Origin of the sequence: Pseudomonas sp. MOIL14HWK12:I1, from assembly GCF_000510705.1 — a bacterium.
GTDB classification, from domain to species: Bacteria; Pseudomonadota; Gammaproteobacteria; order Pseudomonadales; family Pseudomonadaceae; genus Chryseomonas; species Chryseomonas oryzihabitans.
Genome location: NZ_KI783308.1, coordinates 242,322 through 257,304, shown reverse-complemented (window position 1 = coordinate 257,304; position 14,983 = coordinate 242,322). Strand labels below are relative to the sequence as shown.

At 66.8% G+C, this 14,983-nt stretch carries 13 protein-coding genes; 6 read left to right on the top strand and 7 right to left on the bottom strand.

Annotation, left to right across the window (positions count from 1 at the left end; all coding sequences use genetic code 11):
- Positions 1-83 precede the first annotated feature (83 nt).
- The 5 genes from PSEK12I1_RS0118815 (at position 84) to PSEK12I1_RS0118795 (ending at position 3,624) form a co-directional block, all read left to right on the top strand.
- A complete protein-coding gene (locus PSEK12I1_RS0118815) occupies positions 84-1,583 on the top strand; it encodes an RNA polymerase factor sigma-54 (protein ID WP_027602565.1) in 1,500 nt (499 codons plus the stop codon).
- Between the two features lie 89 nt (positions 1,584-1,672).
- Positions 1,673-1,981, top strand: coding sequence for a ribosome hibernation-promoting factor, HPF/YfiA family (hpf, locus tag PSEK12I1_RS0118810; protein ID WP_007159519.1), 309 nt, complete (start codon positions 1,673-1,675; stop codon positions 1,979-1,981).
- Between the two features lie 18 nt (positions 1,982-1,999).
- Complete coding sequence (gene ptsN / locus PSEK12I1_RS0118805) at positions 2,000-2,464, top strand: PTS IIA-like nitrogen regulatory protein PtsN (protein WP_007159520.1); 465 nt, start codon at positions 2,000-2,002, stop codon at positions 2,462-2,464.
- Position 2,465: 1 nt separating this feature from the next.
- Positions 2,466-3,320 carry an RNase adapter RapZ gene (rapZ, locus tag PSEK12I1_RS0118800; protein WP_007159521.1) on the top strand — a complete coding sequence of 285 codons (855 nt, stop codon included), beginning with the start codon at positions 2,466-2,468 and terminating at the stop codon, positions 3,318-3,320.
- Between the two features lie 31 nt (positions 3,321-3,351).
- Positions 3,352-3,624: an HPr family phosphocarrier protein gene (locus tag PSEK12I1_RS0118795; protein WP_007159522.1), complete on the top strand. Its 273-nt coding sequence runs from the start codon at positions 3,352-3,354 to the stop codon at positions 3,622-3,624.
- A 72-nt stretch (positions 3,625-3,696) separates the two neighbouring features.
- Here the strand turns inward: PSEK12I1_RS0118795 and PSEK12I1_RS0118790 are convergent, their stop codons facing one another.
- Together PSEK12I1_RS0118790 and pmbA are read right to left on the bottom strand one after the other, a co-directional pair.
- Positions 3,697-4,311: a superoxide dismutase gene (locus tag PSEK12I1_RS0118790; RefSeq protein WP_007159523.1), complete on the bottom strand. Its 615-nt coding sequence runs from the start codon at positions 4,309-4,311 to the stop codon at positions 3,697-3,699.
- Positions 4,312-4,534: 223 nt separating this feature from the next.
- Complete coding sequence (pmbA, locus tag PSEK12I1_RS0118785; RefSeq protein ID WP_027602564.1) at positions 4,535-5,884, bottom strand: metalloprotease PmbA; 1,350 nt, start codon at positions 5,882-5,884, stop codon at positions 4,535-4,537.
- A 92-nt stretch (positions 5,885-5,976) separates the two neighbouring features.
- On the opposite strand from pmbA, the gene yjgA reads away from it, so the two are divergent.
- Complete coding sequence (gene yjgA / locus PSEK12I1_RS0118780; RefSeq protein WP_007159525.1) at positions 5,977-6,501, top strand: ribosome biogenesis factor YjgA; 525 nt, start codon at positions 5,977-5,979, stop codon at positions 6,499-6,501.
- Positions 6,502-6,536: 35 nt separating this feature from the next.
- Here yjgA and tldD read toward each other — a convergent pair whose 3' ends face one another.
- The 5 genes from tldD to PSEK12I1_RS0118755 all read right to left on the bottom strand — a co-directional run bounded on the left by tldD (position 6,537) and on the right by PSEK12I1_RS0118755 (position 14,959).
- Complete coding sequence (gene tldD / locus PSEK12I1_RS0118775; protein WP_027602563.1) at positions 6,537-7,982, bottom strand: metalloprotease TldD; 1,446 nt, start codon at positions 7,980-7,982, stop codon at positions 6,537-6,539.
- Between the two features lie 111 nt (positions 7,983-8,093).
- Positions 8,094-8,933, bottom strand: a complete 840-nt coding sequence (locus PSEK12I1_RS0118770) for a carbon-nitrogen hydrolase family protein (RefSeq protein ID WP_027602562.1) — start codon at positions 8,931-8,933, stop codon at positions 8,094-8,096.
- 58 nt (positions 8,934-8,991) lie between these two features.
- Positions 8,992-12,828, bottom strand: a complete 3,837-nt coding sequence (locus PSEK12I1_RS0118765; RefSeq protein WP_027602561.1) for a YhdP family protein — start codon at positions 12,826-12,828, stop codon at positions 8,992-8,994.
- Positions 12,829-12,840: 12 nt separating this feature from the next.
- A complete protein-coding gene (gene rng, locus PSEK12I1_RS0118760; RefSeq protein ID WP_007159529.1) occupies positions 12,841-14,295 on the bottom strand; it encodes a ribonuclease G in 1,455 nt (484 codons plus the stop codon).
- 61 nt (positions 14,296-14,356) lie between these two features.
- A complete protein-coding gene (locus PSEK12I1_RS0118755) occupies positions 14,357-14,959 on the bottom strand; it encodes a nucleoside triphosphate pyrophosphatase (protein WP_027602560.1) in 603 nt (200 codons plus the stop codon).
- Positions 14,960-14,983 lie beyond the last annotated feature (24 nt).

Sequence of the window (14,983 nt, the reverse complement as noted above, 5' to 3'; positions counted from 1 at the left end):
GCATATAATTTGCTAACGCTCGCAGGGTTCGCGAGGTTCGGTGGCGCTGTTCGCGTCGGTAGACAAGGTGTATTTCCGCAGCCATGAAACCATCGCTAGTCCTCAAGATGGGCCAGCAGCTGACGATGACGCCGCAGCTGCAACAAGCCATACGTCTGCTCCAGCTCTCGACGCTCGACCTGCAGCAGGAGATCCAGGAAGCCCTGGAATCCAATCCGATGCTGGAACGCCAGGAAGAAGGTGAAGACTTCGACCAGAGCGACGCCTCGGGCGAAGGCGACGAGCTGGCGAATCCCGGCGGTACCGAAATCAACTTCAAGGAAACCTCGGTCGCCACCAACGAGATGGCCGACGAGTCCGAGTGGAGCGAACGCATCCCCAGCGACAGTGAGCTGCCGGTGGATACCGCCTGGGAAGACATCTACCAGACCAGCGCCAGCAGCCTGCCCAGCAACGACGACGACGAGTGGGACTTCACCACCCGCACCTCGGCCGGCGAAAGCCTGCAGACCCACCTGCTCTGGCAGCTCAACCTGGCGCCCATGTCGGATCTCGACCGCCTGATCGCCCTGGCGATCATCGACGGCATCGACACCGATGGCTATCTGCAGGAAAGCCTGGAAGACATCCATGCCTCTCTCGATCCCGAACTGGAAGTCGATCTCGACGAAGTCGAGGTGGTGCTTCGACGCGTCCAGCAATTCGAGCCGGCCGGCGTCGCCGCGCGCAATCTGCGCGAGTGCCTGCTGATCCAGCTGGCCCAGCTGCCGGCCAGCCTCCCCCTGCTCGGCGAGGCCAAGCGCCTGGTGGGCGACTACCTGGATCTGCTCGGCAGTCGCGACTATGCGCAGTTGATGCGCCGCATGAAGATCAAGGAAGACGAACTCAAGCCCGTCATCGAACTGATCCAGACCCTGCACCCGCGCCCCGGCTCGCAGATCGAGTCCGGCGAGGCCGAATACGTGGTACCGGACGTCATCGTGCGCAAGCACAACGAGCGCTGGCTGGTGGAGCTCAACCAGGAAGCCGTCCCGCGCCTACGGGTCAATCCCCAGTACGCCGGCTTCGTCAAGCGCGCCGACAGCAGCGCCGACAACACCTACATGCGCAACCAGCTGCAGGAAGCGCGCTGGTTCATCAAGAGCCTGCAGAGTCGCAACGAGACCCTGATGAAGGTGGCGACCCAGATCGTCGAGCACCAGCGGGGCTTTCTCGAATACGGTGAAGAGGCCATGAAGCCGCTCGTCCTGCACGACATCGCCGAGGCGGTGGGCATGCACGAGTCGACCATCTCCCGGGTGACCACCCAGAAGTTCATGCACACCCCGCGTGGCATCTACGAACTCAAGTACTTCTTCTCCAGCCACGTCAGCACCGCCGAGGGGGGCGAATGTTCCTCCACCGCGATCCGCGCGATCATCAAGAAATTGGTGGCGGCGGAAAACGCGAAAAAGCCGTTGAGTGACAGCAAGATCGCTGGTTTACTGGAATCGCAAGGTATACAAGTCGCTCGTCGCACGGTGGCTAAGTATCGGGAATCCCTGGGTATCGCTCCGTCCAGCGAACGCAAGCGCCTCATCTGACGCGTCCTGATGTGACCGTGCCTCGATCGACCCTTGTCATGTCGGCGAGCAGCTTCGCCGATCGTAGCCCGGCAATAAGGAGAAGCGGTATGCAAGTCAACATCAGTGGCCATCAGCTTGAAGTGACAGAAGCCCTGCGTGACTACATCGGCGAGAAACTCGCCCGCCTCGAACGGCACTTCGACCGTATTACCAACGTCCAGGTGATCCTGGAAGTGGACAAGCTCAAGCAGAAAGCCGAAGCCACCCTGCACGTCGCCGGCGCCGCAGTGGTCGCCAATGCCGAGCACGACGACATGTATGCCGCCATCGATCTCCTGGCCGACAAGCTCGACCGCCAACTGATTAAACACAAGGAAAAATCGATCGAACGCCAGCAGGGCGTCGGCGTCCGCTGAGGTTTCGATCGCCGCTTTATGATCAGACTCGAAAACATCCTGACCCCCGGCCGCACCCAGACGGGTGCGCCGGGCGGCAGCAAAGCCGCTGTACTGGAACGTATCGCCGAGCTGGCCGCGCAGGAACTGCCCGGCCACGACGCCGCGCACATCCACGAATGCCTGATGGCGCGCGAGCGTCTGGGCTCCACCGGTTTCGGCAATGGCATCGCCATTCCCCACTGCCGCCTGGCGGGTCTGCAGCAACCGCTGTGCGTGCTCTTCCACCTGCAGCAACCGGTGGACTTCGATTCCCTCGACGGCGCGCCGGTAGACCTGGTGTTCGTCCTGCTGGTCCCGGAAGCCGCCACCGAACAGCACCTCACCCTGCTGCGCCAGATCGCCGGCATCCTGGATCGCGCCGACATCCGCGAGCGGCTGCGCAAGGCCAAGGATAGCCAGGCGCTCTATCAGATCGTCGTCGAGGCCCAGAGCGGACACTGACATGCACCTCATCATCGTGAGCGGACGTTCCGGGTCGGGCAAGAGTACGGCGCTCAACGTGCTTGAGGACAATGGCTTCTATTGCATCGACAACCTGCCGGCCAGTCTGCTGCCCGATCTGGCCCAGCACGCCTTGACCGACATGGAGCGGCCCCAGCCCAAGGTCGCCCTGTCCATCGATGCACGCAACCTGCCCAGCCAGTTGCAACGCTTTCCCGAATTGCTCGAACAGGTACGCAGCCGCAACATCCGCTGCGACATCCTCTACCTGGACGCCGATGACCAGACGCTGCTCAAGCGCTTTTCCGAGACGCGTCGCCGGCATCCGCTGTCCAACCAGGAAAGATCCCTGGCCGAGGCCATTCACGACGAGCAGGTGCTGCTGTCGCCCATCGCCGACCTCTCCGACCTGAAGATCGACACCACTCACCTGAATCTCTATCAGCTGCGTGACATCCTCAAGTTGCGCCTGCTGAACGCCCCCGAGCCCGGCACCGCCTATCTGGTGGAGTCCTTCGGCTTCAAGCGGGGCCTGCCGGTGGACGCGGACATGGTGTTCGACGTGCGCTTTCTGCCCAATCCCTACTGGAAACCGGACCTGCGCGACTTTTCCGGACTGGATGCCCCGGTGCGGGACTATCTCGAGCAACAGCCCGAGGTAGAGACCCTGTACAATGACATCCGCGATTACCTGGTGAAGTGGTTGCCGCGTTTTGCCGCCAACAACAGGTCCTATGTGACCGTAGCCATTGGTTGTACCGGTGGTCATCACCGCTCGGTCTATCTGGCCGATCGCCTGGGTCGCGAACTCAAGAACCTGCTCAAGAACGTCCAGATCCGTCACCGCGATCTCTGACGCCCGTTTTGTTTCGACAAGGACAGACTCAATGCCTGCCCAACAGATCACCATCATCAACAAGCTGGGCCTGCACGCCCGTGCGGCGGCCAAGTTCGTCGGCGTGGCCGGCCGCTATCCCGCCAGCGTCCGCGTCGGCCGCAGTGGCGAATCGCCGGTCGATGGCAAGAGCATCATGGCGGTCATGATGCTGGCCGCCGGCAAGGGCACGGTCCTGCAGCTGGAAACCGAGGGTGAGCAGAGCGACGAGGCCATGCGCGCCCTGGTCGAGCTGATCAACAACTACTTCGACGAGGGCGAGTGACAGGCCCCCTGCGCCCGTCGCAGCTCCGATAAAAAAAGCCGCCCGAAGGCGGCTTTTTCATTGGGTGTCGACTCAGGCGTTGAGCGCCGCTTCGTAGCGACGGGACACTTCCGGCCAGTTGATGACGTTGAAGAAGGCACCGATGTACTCGGGACGACGGTTCTGGTAGCGCAGGTAGTAGGCGTGCTCCCAGACGTCCAGGCCGAGGATCGGGGTGTTGCCGGTCATCAGCGGGCTGTCCTGGTTGCCGGTGCTCTCGACCACCAGCTTCTTCTCGGGGGTGACGCTCAGCCAGGCCCAGCCGCTGCCGAAGCGGGTCAGGGCAGCCTTGGTGAAGGCTTCCTTGAAGGCGTCGAAGCCGCCCAGCTGGGACTCGATGGCTTCGGCCAGGGCGCCTTCGGGCTTGCCGCCGGCATTGGGGGCCATCACGGTCCAGAACAGGCTGTGGTTGGCATGGCCGCCACCGTTGTTCTGCACGGCGCCGCGCTTGTCCTGGGGCAGCTTGTCCAGCTGGCGAACCACGTCTTCGGCGGACAGGTTGGCGAACTCGGTGCCTTCCAGCGCCGCGTTCAGGTTGTTGATGTAGGTCTGGTGGTGCTTGGTATGGTGGATTTCCATGGTCTGGGCATCGACGTGCGGTTCCAGCGCGTCGTAGGCGTAGGGCAGCTGAGGCAGAGTATGCGGCATGCGGATTGTCTCCATGGTGGCTTTGGTATGGACCCACCGCCCTTGGGCGATGGGGTGTACGGCTGGTGCGCCACGGCGCACCGTCTGAAGCCTTGGCCGTCCGGTCAGCGGATTCGACCGCACGGCTATGTCCTAGTGCATTGCTAGGATACTAACGAGTAACGGGGTGGGCTGTCTCCCGTTCGACAGGATTTTCCTCATCGCAACGGCTTCCACCGCCCTTCTAGCTGCCCGCCAGGGTCATGCCATCGATCAGGACCGAACCGGTGCGCAGACTGCCGCGGCGTTCCACGTCGCTGCCCACCGCCAGGATCTGGCGGAACATGTCGCCCAGCCGCCCGGCGATGGTGACCTCCTGGACCGGAAACTGGATCTCGCCATTCTCGATCCAGAAGCCGCCGGCGCCCCGGGAATAGTCACCGGTGACCAGGTTGGTGCCCTGCCCCATCATTTCCGTGACCAAAAAGCCCGTGCCCATCTGCCGGATCAGCTCGGCCTGGTCGGCCGTGCCATGGCTGACGTGCAGGTTGTGCACGCCGCCGGCATTGGCAGTGCTTTGCAGGCCCAGCTTGCGCGCGGAATAGCTGCCGAGCACATAGGACACCAGTTGGCCGTTTTCGACGAAGGGCTTGGCGTAGGTGGCCAGGCCTTCGCCGTCGAAGGCGGCGCTGCCCAAGGCGCGTGGCAGGTGCGGCCGCTCGTCCAGGGTCAGCCAGTCGGGAAACACCTGCTGGCCCAGGGCGCCTTCGAGGAAGGACGACTTGCGATAGAGGTTGCCGCCGGAAATGGCGGCGAGAAAGGTACCGAACAGGCCGGCGGCCATTTCCGGCGAAAACAGCACCGGGACCTTGGCGGTGGGCACCGGCCTGGCCCCCAGGCGACTCACGGCGCGCTCGGCGGCGCGGCGACCGATCTCCTCGGGGCTCATCAGCTCGTGGCCGATCCGATTGACGTCGTAGTAGTAGTCGCGCTGCATGGCCTCGCCGCTGCCGGCGATCATCACGCAGCTCAGGCTGTGCCGGGTGCTGGCATAGCCGCCGACGAAGCCGTGGCTGTTGCCGTACACCCGGCAGCTCTGGTGGGTGTTGAGGGTAGTGCCGTCGGCATTGCCGATGCGGCTGTCGGCGGCGTAGGCCGCGGCTTCGCAGGCCAGTGCCTGCTCGATGGCCTGCTCGGGGGTGATGTCCCAGGGATGATAGAGGTCGAGATCGGGCAGTTCGCCGTGCGCCATCAGTTCGGCGTCGGCCAGACCCGCGCAGGGATCCTCGGAGGTGTGCTTGGCGATGGCCAGGGCCGCGGCCACGGTTTCGCGGATCGCCTCGGGACCGGTGGCGGAGGTGCTGGCCGAGCCCTTGCGCTGACCGGCATAGAGGGTGATGCCGAAGCCCTGGTCGCGATTGAATTCGACGGTTTCCACCTCGCCCTTGCGGACCGAGGTGGACAGACCCTGGTCGACCGAGACGGCCACTTCACCGGCACTGGCGCCCTGGCGCCGGGCCTCGGCCAGGATGGCCTCGACCTGTTCGCGCAATTCGGGGAGCGCAGCGGGACCCACGGCGGCGTTGCGATTCATGACGTTCTCCTTACGGACGGCGCCGGCCAGGCCGGACAACCGTGCGGCAACTCGTTATGATGGCGCCCATTCTTAGCTGGACCCCATAGTTCATGGTTGATTCTTACGACGACGACGCGCCGCTGGGCGAAAAGAGCAAGACACAGGTCAAGCGCGAGCTGCATGCGCTGCAGGATCTGGGCGAACGCCTGGCCGGGCTGCCGGCCGAGCAGCTGGACCGCCTGCCGCTGACCGATCCGCTGCGCAAGGCCCTGGCCGAGGCGCCCAAGCACAAGACGCACATCGCGCGCAAAAGGCATGTCCAGTACCTGGGCAAGCTGATGCGTGACCAGGACCTGGAAGCCATCCTGGTGCTGGTCGACCAGATGGACACCTCGACACGGCAGTACAACGAGCGCTTTCACGCCCTGGAGCGCTGGCGCGACCGGCTGATCGCCGAAGGCGACCAGGCGCTGGAGGCCTTCGTGGCGCTTTACCCGGAGACCGACCGCCAGCACCTGCGCGGCCTGGTGCGGCATGCCCAGCACGAAGCGGCGCACAACAAGCCGCCGGCGGCGGCGCGCAAGGTCTTCAAGTACATCCGCACCCTCGACGAAACCCAGCGCGGTCTGCGCTAGGTTTCCGTCCGCGATGGCCACGGCCGGTGCCCGCATCAGGCGCCAGTGCCGCCCACGGTGATGGCATCGATCTTCAGCGTCGGCTGCCCCACACCCACCGGCAGTGACTGGCCGTCCTTGCCACAGGTCCCTACCCCCGCATCCAGCGCCAGGTCGTTGCCGACCATGGACACCCGGTTCATGACCTCGGGGCCGTTGCCGATCAGGGTGGCGCCCTTCACCGGGCGACCGAGCTTGCCGTTCTCGATGAGGTAGGCCTCGTTGGTGGTGAAGACGAACTTCCCGCTGGTGATGTCCACCTGACCGCCGCCCAGGCTGGCGCAATAGATGCCCTTCTCCACCGAGGCGATGATCTCGGCCGGATCGCTCTGGCCGGCCAGCATGTAGGTGTTGGTCATGCGCGGCATCGGCAGATGGGCATAGGATTCACGGCGGCCATTGCCGGTGGGCGCCACGCCCATCAGCCGGGCATTGAGCTTGTCCTGCATGTAGCCCTTGAGGATGCCGTTCTCGATCAGCACGTTGTAGCCGCTGGGCGTGCCCTCGTCGTCGATGGATAGCGAGCCGCGGCGATCCGGCAGGGTGCCGTCGTCGACGATGGTGCAAAGCGAGGACGCCACCTGGCGACCGAGCTGGCCGCTGTAGTTGGAGCTGCCCTTGCGGTTGAAATCGCCTTCCAGGCCATGGCCGACCGCCTCGTGCAGCAGCACGCCGGACCAGCCTGCCCCCAGCACCACCGGCAGGGTGCCGGCCGGCGCCGCGGTGGCTTCGAGATTGACCAGCGCCTGGCGCACCGCCTCGCAGGCATAGCCCAGGGCACGGTCATCACGCTGGAAATAACGGTAGTCGCAGCGACCGCCGCCGCCGCTGTTGCCGCGCTCGCGGCGGCCGTTCTGCTCGACGATGACGCTGACGCCCAGGCGCACCAGCGGGCGCACATCGGCTGCCAGGGTGCCGTCGACCGCGGCCACCAGGGTGCGCTCCCAGACCCCGGCCAGGCTGATGGTGACCTGCTGGATACGCGGATCCAGGGCACGGGTCGCCTCGTCCAGCTGCTTCAGGAAGGCGACCTTGGTGGCGCGATCCAGCACGTCCAGCGGATTGTCCTGGCCATAGAGACGCTGCGCCGGCTCCACCGCGCGAAACGCCTGGACGTGGCCTTCGGCGCCGCTGCGGGAAATGGACCGCGCGGCCTGGGCGGCCAGATCCAGGGCCTCGCCGGTGATGGCGTTGCTGTAGGCGAAGCCGGTCTTCTCGCCGGACAGTGCGCGCACGCCAACGCCCTGGTCGAGGTGGAAGCCGCCTTCCTTGACGATGCCGTCTTCCAGCAGCCAGGACTCGGAGACGATGCTCTGGAAATACAGGTCGGCGGCGTCGATGCCGGGACCGGCCAGCCGCTGCAGCACGGGTTGCAGATCGTCCACCGCAAGTCCGCCGGGACCCAGCAGGGCCGAGCCGACGCTATTCAGGTAATCACTCATGGAAACTCCAGACGACGCCACAATGGACGTCGGAACGATGAAAGGGTCGCGACCTGGCCTCTAGCCTACTCGCGGAAGTCTCGGTGCCCTGATGCAAAAGACCAATGGCGGTCATTGCCGTTCGGCCAGGCGCGCCGGCAGGAAGCGGCGGTGCCGGGTCACCGGCATCCGCTGACGCAACGCCGCCTGGCGCTCGGCATCGCGCTCGATGAGCAGCACCGCCTCGCCGCTGGCCTGGACGGCGAGCACCTCGCCCCAGGGATCCACCGCCATGGCGTGTCCCCAGGTGCTGCGGCCATTGGCATGGGCCCCGCCCTGGGCGGCGCCCAGCAGATAACTCTGGGTCTCCACCGCCCGGGCGCGCAGCAGCAGCTCCCAGTGGGCCTGGCCGGTGGGCACGGTAAAGGCCGAGGGCGCGCTGATCAGCTCCGCCCCGGCAGCGCGCAGGGCGCCGTAGAGTTCGGGAAAGCGCAGGTCGTAGCAGACGCTCAGGCCCAGGCGGCCGACCGGGGTGTCCACCACCGTGAGGGTCTCGCCGGCGGCATAGTGGTCGGATTCGCGATAGCTGCCCTGGCTGTCGCTGACGTCGGCATCGAAGAGGTGCAGCTTGTCGTAGCGGGCGACGCGGCGGCCCTGGTCGTCATACAGCAGCGAACAGGCGCAGGGCTTGCCCTCGGTGGCGCCGTCAGGCAGCAGCGGCAGGGTCCCGGCGAGCACCCAGAGCCCCAGCTCGCGCGCCCGGCTGGACAGCCAGGGCAGGATCTCGCCCTGACCGAGCGCCTCGGCCCGCGCCAGCTCGGCGGGCGCCGGATGGCCGATGGCGACGAAGTTTTCCGGCAGCACCGCCAGGCGCGCGCCCGCCCCGGCAGCGCGTTCGAGCAGGCGCTCGGCGGCGCGCAGATTGGCCGTCACCGCGGGGCCGCTGACCATCTGCAGGATGGCTATGGACATGCAGGCACTCCAGAAGGGAGCGTCCATCCTAAGCAGCGGGGCGGCCGCAGGGCAATGCTCAATCGCGCTTGCCCGTGGTCATGGTCGGATTCTGCCAGGGGCCTTCGATGTGATAGTTGATGCTGGCCATGCGGGTGATGCGATCACCGATCAGCCGATCGACGATGAACAGCGCGCCACCGATGGCCGGGGCCCCGGCGATCAGCGCGGCCAGCGGCAGGGAGTTGCTGACCGGCAAGCCGACCTTGAGATTGGCGTCGACGCGGTTGCTGGCCATGTCCAGCAGGCCCTGCAGACTCATCTCGGCACCCGGCCCGCTGAGGCTGATGGGCTTGCGGGTACGGAAGGATCCCTGCTGGGCGTCGAGCACGCCGGTGATGCTGTCGTAGCTCAGGCCCTTGCCGAACAGATCGGAGAAATCCAGTCGCAGGCGGCGGCGGATGGATTCGAAGTTGAGCAGGCCGAAGATGCGCAGCGCCGAGGCCGTGCCCTCCACCTGGCGCAGCTGGCCGTCGTTGAAGCGGGCATCGAGGCTGCCATTGAGGCGGGCCAGGGCGACATAGGCCGGCGAGCCGGGCCAGTCGACCCGGGCATCCAGGCGGAAATCGCGACTGGTGACGCTGGAGGCGAAATTCCAGCCCAGCAGGATATCGGCGATGTTGCCGCCCGCGAGACGCCCCTGGTAGTAGCTGTGGGTCGCCCCCGGCGCCCCTTCCCAGCGCAGGGCGCCCTGCACCTTGAGGCCGCGCAGGTCGAGATCCAGGGCGTTGAAATTGGCGCCTGACGGCGAGGGCCTGAGCTGCAGGCGCTGGGCGCCGACCAGCCGGCCGCCCAGCTCCAGACGATCGATGGCCAGATTCAGCGCCGGCAGGGCGCGCGGATCGACGTCGGCCAGGGGATCGGGACGTGGCGCAGCGCTTTCCACCGAGGGATCCGCCGGCGTCTGGGGAATGCGCAGGTGCTGCAGGTTGATGTCGATCGGCTGGCCGGTCTGGCGCGGAATGCGTACCTGGCCGGCGATGGTCTGACTGGCCAGGCCGAGTTGCCAGGCATTGCCCTGGGGTTCATAGGTGAGGCGCAGGTTGTCGATCTGCTGACCGAACGCCAGGAAGCGCCCGAAGCCGAGATCGCCCCGCCCGAGGCTGGAGATGTCCAGGGTGTTGCCACCGCCCTGCCCTGCGCCAGCACTGCCACCGCCACTGGCCTTGCCATAGCGCTGATAGACGTCCTGCCAGGCCGCCAGGTCGAATTCCGCCAGTTGGCCGCGCAGGTCGTAGCCGGCGGCCGTGGGCAGATTGGCGGTGCCGCCGCCCACCACGATCTCGCCGCGGCCCTTGGCGATGGCCTTGGGGTCGAGCATCAGCACGGCATCCGCGAGGCCCTTGTAGGTCGCCTCCACCCGCCGCTCGCCGTCGTTGAGCGCCAGGCTGAAGAAGCCTTCGCGTGGCTCGTCGGCCTTCTTGCCGAAGGGGGCCGGCAGGTCGACGGTCACTCCGCGCAGATCCGAGGTGACCGCCAGCTCGCTGTGCTCGGCCAGGATCAGGCCGAGGCGATAACCGAGCAGGCCACGCGCCGGGATGGGTCGGCCTTCGCTGCCCAGCCAGCGTGCCAGCTGGTCGACGTCGACGCGGCCATCCACCACCAGCCGGGTGCGGGGATCGTCGGGCTTGCCTTCGGCCAGCGCCTGGCCGCGGATGGGCTGGTCGAAGACCCGCGCCTGGATGTCGGGGGCGCTGAGGCCGCTGCGGGTGTCGTAGCGAAAACTGCCGCGCAGGTCGGTGAGGGTCAGCTGGGGATCGGCCAATTCCAGACGCGCCTTGTCCGGTGTCAGCTCGACCACCACCACCGGTGGCTGCCCCTTGGCCAGGGGAATGTCCAGATTCAGGCTGCTGTTGGCGAGCGCACCCTCGCCCTTCCAGCCGGCGAACACCTTGGCGGTCGGCAACGGCGTGTCCTGGAGGATCTTCAAGCCATCGCGCACGCTGCTGTCGAGTCGCGCGCTGAGCCGCAGGTGCGGCGCGCTGCCATCGTGCAGCAGCGGGATGCGCGCCTCGACGTCCCGGACCCGGGTGTCGAGGATGCGTCCTTCGGGAACCTGCACCTTGACCCCGTCGCTTTCGATGAAGACATCGCCGCGGGCCTCGCGCAGGGCAGGCCAGCCGGGCTGATAGGCCAGTTGGGCGTCGTGCACCCGGAAGAACAGGCTCATGGTGCGCGAATGCGCCGGCGAGCCGTGGCGCAGCGAGCCCTGGTACTGGTAGATCCCCTCGTCGATGCGACCACCGACGATGGCAGTGGCCAGCCACTGGGCCAGCTCCGGACTGAAATCCGTGGCCGGCAGCTTGGTCGGCAGGTACTTGCGGGTGTAGCTGGCGTCGCCATCCTTGAGGCCGACGCGCAGGTCCATGTAGCTGTCCACCTCCGGATGCAGGCCAAGCTGGATATGCATGTCGCCACTGGCGGCGCCTTCCGGCCCGGTGACCTGCATCAGGGCACTGCCCAGGGTGAAGCGCTGGTCGTCGAGACTCCAGGTCAGCCGTGCCCTGGCGGTGCGATAGCGCCAGGGTTCGGGAAAGAGATCGCTCAGGTGCAGCATGAAATCGGTAGTGTCCAGGCGCAGCTCGCCGCCGCCCAGGCTGCCGCTCAGGCTGCCGGTAACGCCCTCGGCGGCCGGCGCGCCGTGGTAGGCGGCAAAGCCCACCCGCTCCAGGTTGGCCGCATAGGAAAGGCGCTCGCGCAACGGCTTCTGCGGATAGAAGTCGGCGTTGAGGTTGCGCAGCTGGCCATGGGGCGCCAGTGCCTGGAGCGCCTGGGCGACCGGCGCCGGCAGGGGCGCCAGATCCCGCGCCAGCCGGGCAGCCTGCCTGAGATCCAGCTGGTCGCCGCGCACCTGCAGGTGCTGGGCGGCGCTGTCATAGCCCAGGCCATAGCGGGCCTCCAGCGGCTTGCCATCGAGCTGGGCCTTGAGCGCCAGGGACCCCTGGTACTGGCTGGCGTCGCCGGCCTGCTGGTCGGCGTCCAGGGTCAGGGCCTGCAGGCGCACCTGAGGATGATCGGCATAGGCGAGCGTCAGGTCATCCGCCTTCAGCCGCAGGTGGGAACGCTGCAGCCGCCCTTCGCCCCAGGCGAACCACAGCTCCCCTTCCGCCTGGGCACGCCGCAGTTGCCACTGCCGGGTCAGGGCCGCCGGCACCCAGCGGGACCAGTCGCTGGCGGGCAGGCTGAGATAGCCTTCGAGGGTGCTGGCACGCCAGTCTTCGGGGCGCGGCGTGGCGGTGAAGTGCGCCGCGACCGTGCCGCCATCGGGCAGCCGGAAACGGGTCGCCAGTTCCAAGGCGCCACCGAGCTGCCGGGACAGACTGGCCTCGGCGTACCTCAGGGTCACCGGCGAACCCTGCTGGGGAATCAGGCTGAGCTGGCTGTCCAGCAGACTGGCATGGCCCAGACGCGCCAGGCCATCGAGCAGCGGACCCGGATCGAAGGGCTTGGCCTCCGGTGCCCGGGGCGGCAGGCCGCGCAGTTGCCAGTGTCCCTGAGGGTCTTCCTGCAACACCAGATGGACGCCATCGACCTGCACGGACTTGAGTCGCAGCTGGCGGTGCCAGAGGCTGCCGAAGACATCCGGCACCACCTGGAGATGATCCAGCTGCACCGTGCCTTCGCCGCGACCCAAGGACAGGTCGCGCAGGATCAGCACCGGATTCCAGCGGGCCCAGCGCCCTTCGAGCCGGCCCAGGCGCACCGGTTCGCCGAGCGCCGCCGCGGCGCGCGCCTCGACCTCGTTGCGGTATTCGCCGACCCAGGGCATGAGCAGCCGACCCAGGCCCAGGTAGAGCGTCACCAGAACGAGCGCCAGCAGCGCCAGACCCAGCGCGCCGCGTTTGAGCAAGGCCATCAAGACGCGGACCTAGAGCAGCACGACATCGTACTGCTCCTGGGAATACATGGTCTCCACCTGGAATTTGACGGTGCGGCCGATGAAGGCTTCGAGGTCGGCGACATTGCCCGACTCCTCGTCCAGCAGTCGATCCACCACTTTCTGGTTGGCCAGCACCAGATAGGAATTGGCCTGGTAGGCCCGTGCCTCGCGCAGGATCTCGCGGAAGATCTCGTAGCAGATGGTTTCCGCGGTGCGCAGGATACCGCGGCCCTGGCAGTTGGCGCAGGGCTCGCAGAGCACCTGGGACAGGCTCTCCCGGGTGCGCTTGCGGGTCATCTGCAGCAGGCCCAGTTCGGTGATGCCGATGATGTTGGTCTTGGCATGGTCGCGTTCGAGCTGCTTTTCCAGGGTGCGGATCACCTGGCGCTGGTGCTCTTCGTCTTCCATGTCGATGAAGTCGATGATGATGATGCCGCCGAGATTGCGCAGCCGCAGCTGGCGGGCAATGGCGGTGGCCGCCTCCAGATTGGTCTTGAAGATGGTCTCTTCCAGATTGCGATGGCCGACGAAGGCGCCGGTGTTGACGTCGATGGTGGTCATCGCCTCGGTGGGATCGATCACCAGATAGCCCCCGGACTTGAGCAGCACCTTGCGCTCCAGGGCCTTCTGGATCTCGTCTTCCACGCCATAGAGGTCGAAGATCGGCCGCTCCCCCGGATAGTGCTCCAGCCGCGCCGCCACCTCGGGCATCAGCTCTTCGACGAACTGGCCGATGCGCTGGAAATTCTCGCGGCTGTCGACGCGGATCTTTTCCGTGCGTGGCCCGACCAGATCGCGCAGGGCGCGCAGGGCCAGGGTCAGGTCTTCGTAGATGGGCACCGGCGTGGGTCCCTGGAGATTGCCGGAGATCTGCTGCCAGAGCCGTCGCAGGTAGCGGATGTCGGCGAGGATGTCTTCTTCGCGCGCCGCCTCGGCAGCGGTGCGCAAGATGAAGCCGCCCTCGTGCTCGATGCCCTCGCTCTCCACGCAGCGCGCCATGATCGCCTTGAGCCGCTCGCGCTCGGCTTCGTCCTCGATCTTCAGCGAGATGCCGACGTGGGAGGTGCGCGGCATATAGACCAGGTAGCGCGAGGGGATCGACAGATGGGTGGTTAGGCGAGCGCCCTTGGTGCCTATGGGGTCCTTGGTGACCTGGACCACCAGCGTCTGGCCTTCGCGCACCAGGGCGTTGATGCTTTCCACCGCCGCGCCTTCGCGCTGAGAGATCTCGGCGGCATGGATGAAGGCCGCGCGGGCCAGGCCGATGTCGACGAAGGCCGCCTGCATGCCCGGCAGCACCCGCACCACCCGCCCGCGATAGATGTTGCCGACGATGCCGCGCCTGAGGGTGCGCTCGACGTGCACCTCCTGCAGCACACCGTTTTCCACGACGGCGACACGGGACTCCATGGGAGTGATGTTGATGAGGATCTCTTCGCTCATGGAGGACTCTTGGACGACGTGGAAGGGCGGAAGGGAGGCCGAGGCGCCGGGCGCCTCAGGACTAGGCGGTCGGCCGTCCGACAGACCGCCAACAAGGGATGGCGAAAGCGCTCAGCAGTTCCGCGGTCTCGCACAGCGGCAGCCCTACGACGGCGCTGTAGCTGCCGTGCAGGCTGCGCACGAAGACCGCGCCGGCGCCCTGGATGGCGTAGCTGCCGGCCTTGTCGGCCGGCTCGCCGGTGTCCCAGTAGCGCTCGGCCTCGCCGGGCGCCAGGGGGCGGAATTCCACCTCGGCGGACACCACGCGACTCAGGCAGCGCTCGCCATCGGCAACGGCGACGCCGGTCACCACCCGATGCCGGCGTCCACTGAGCGCCGCGAGCATGGCCAGGGCGTCGGCGCGATCCCGGGGCTTGCCGAGCAGCCGGTCATCGAGCACCACGCAGGTGTCGGCGCCCAGCACGCAGCCACTGGAGGCACCGGCCAGCACCTGCCAGCCCATCGCCGCCTTGGCCCGCGCCAGGCGCTCGACATAGGCGTCTGCGGCTTCCCCCGGATGCGGGGTTTCGTCCACGGTTGCGGCGACCTTCTGGAAGCCCACGCCGATCTGTTCGAGCAGTTCGGCGCGGCGGGGCGAAGCGGAGGCAAGGTAGAGCTGGGGCATCGACAACAACCAGACGACAGGGGA

Excerpts from the sequence above, each read along its gene's own strand:
- PSEK12I1_RS0118815 (WP_027602565.1), top strand. The coding sequence starts at position 84 with ATGAAACCATCGCTAGTCCTCAAGATGGGCCAGCAGCTGACGATGACG.
- hpf (WP_007159519.1), top strand. The coding sequence starts at position 1,673 with ATGCAAGTCAACATCAGTGGCCATCAGCTTGAAGTGACAGAAGCCCTG.
- ptsN (WP_007159520.1), top strand. The coding sequence starts at position 2,000 with ATGATCAGACTCGAAAACATCCTGACCCCCGGCCGCACCCAGACGGGT.
- rapZ (WP_007159521.1), top strand. The coding sequence starts at position 2,466 with ATGCACCTCATCATCGTGAGCGGACGTTCCGGGTCGGGCAAGAGTACG.
- PSEK12I1_RS0118795 (WP_007159522.1), top strand. The coding sequence starts at position 3,352 with ATGCCTGCCCAACAGATCACCATCATCAACAAGCTGGGCCTGCACGCC.
- PSEK12I1_RS0118790 (WP_007159523.1), bottom strand. The coding sequence starts at position 4,311 with ATGCCGCATACTCTGCCTCAGCTGCCCTACGCCTACGACGCGCTGGAA.
- pmbA (WP_027602564.1), bottom strand. The coding sequence starts at position 5,884 with ATGAATCGCAACGCCGCCGTGGGTCCCGCTGCGCTCCCCGAATTGCGC.
- yjgA (WP_007159525.1), top strand. The coding sequence starts at position 5,977 with ATGGTTGATTCTTACGACGACGACGCGCCGCTGGGCGAAAAGAGCAAG.
- tldD (WP_027602563.1), bottom strand. The coding sequence starts at position 7,982 with ATGAGTGATTACCTGAATAGCGTCGGCTCGGCCCTGCTGGGTCCCGGC.
- PSEK12I1_RS0118770 (WP_027602562.1), bottom strand. The coding sequence starts at position 8,933 with ATGTCCATAGCCATCCTGCAGATGGTCAGCGGCCCCGCGGTGACGGCC.
- PSEK12I1_RS0118765 (WP_027602561.1), bottom strand. The coding sequence starts at position 12,828 with ATGGCCTTGCTCAAACGCGGCGCGCTGGGTCTGGCGCTGCTGGCGCTC.
- rng (WP_007159529.1), bottom strand. The coding sequence starts at position 14,295 with ATGAGCGAAGAGATCCTCATCAACATCACTCCCATGGAGTCCCGTGTC.
- PSEK12I1_RS0118755 (WP_027602560.1), bottom strand. The coding sequence starts at position 14,959 with ATGCCCCAGCTCTACCTTGCCTCCGCTTCGCCCCGCCGCGCCGAACTG.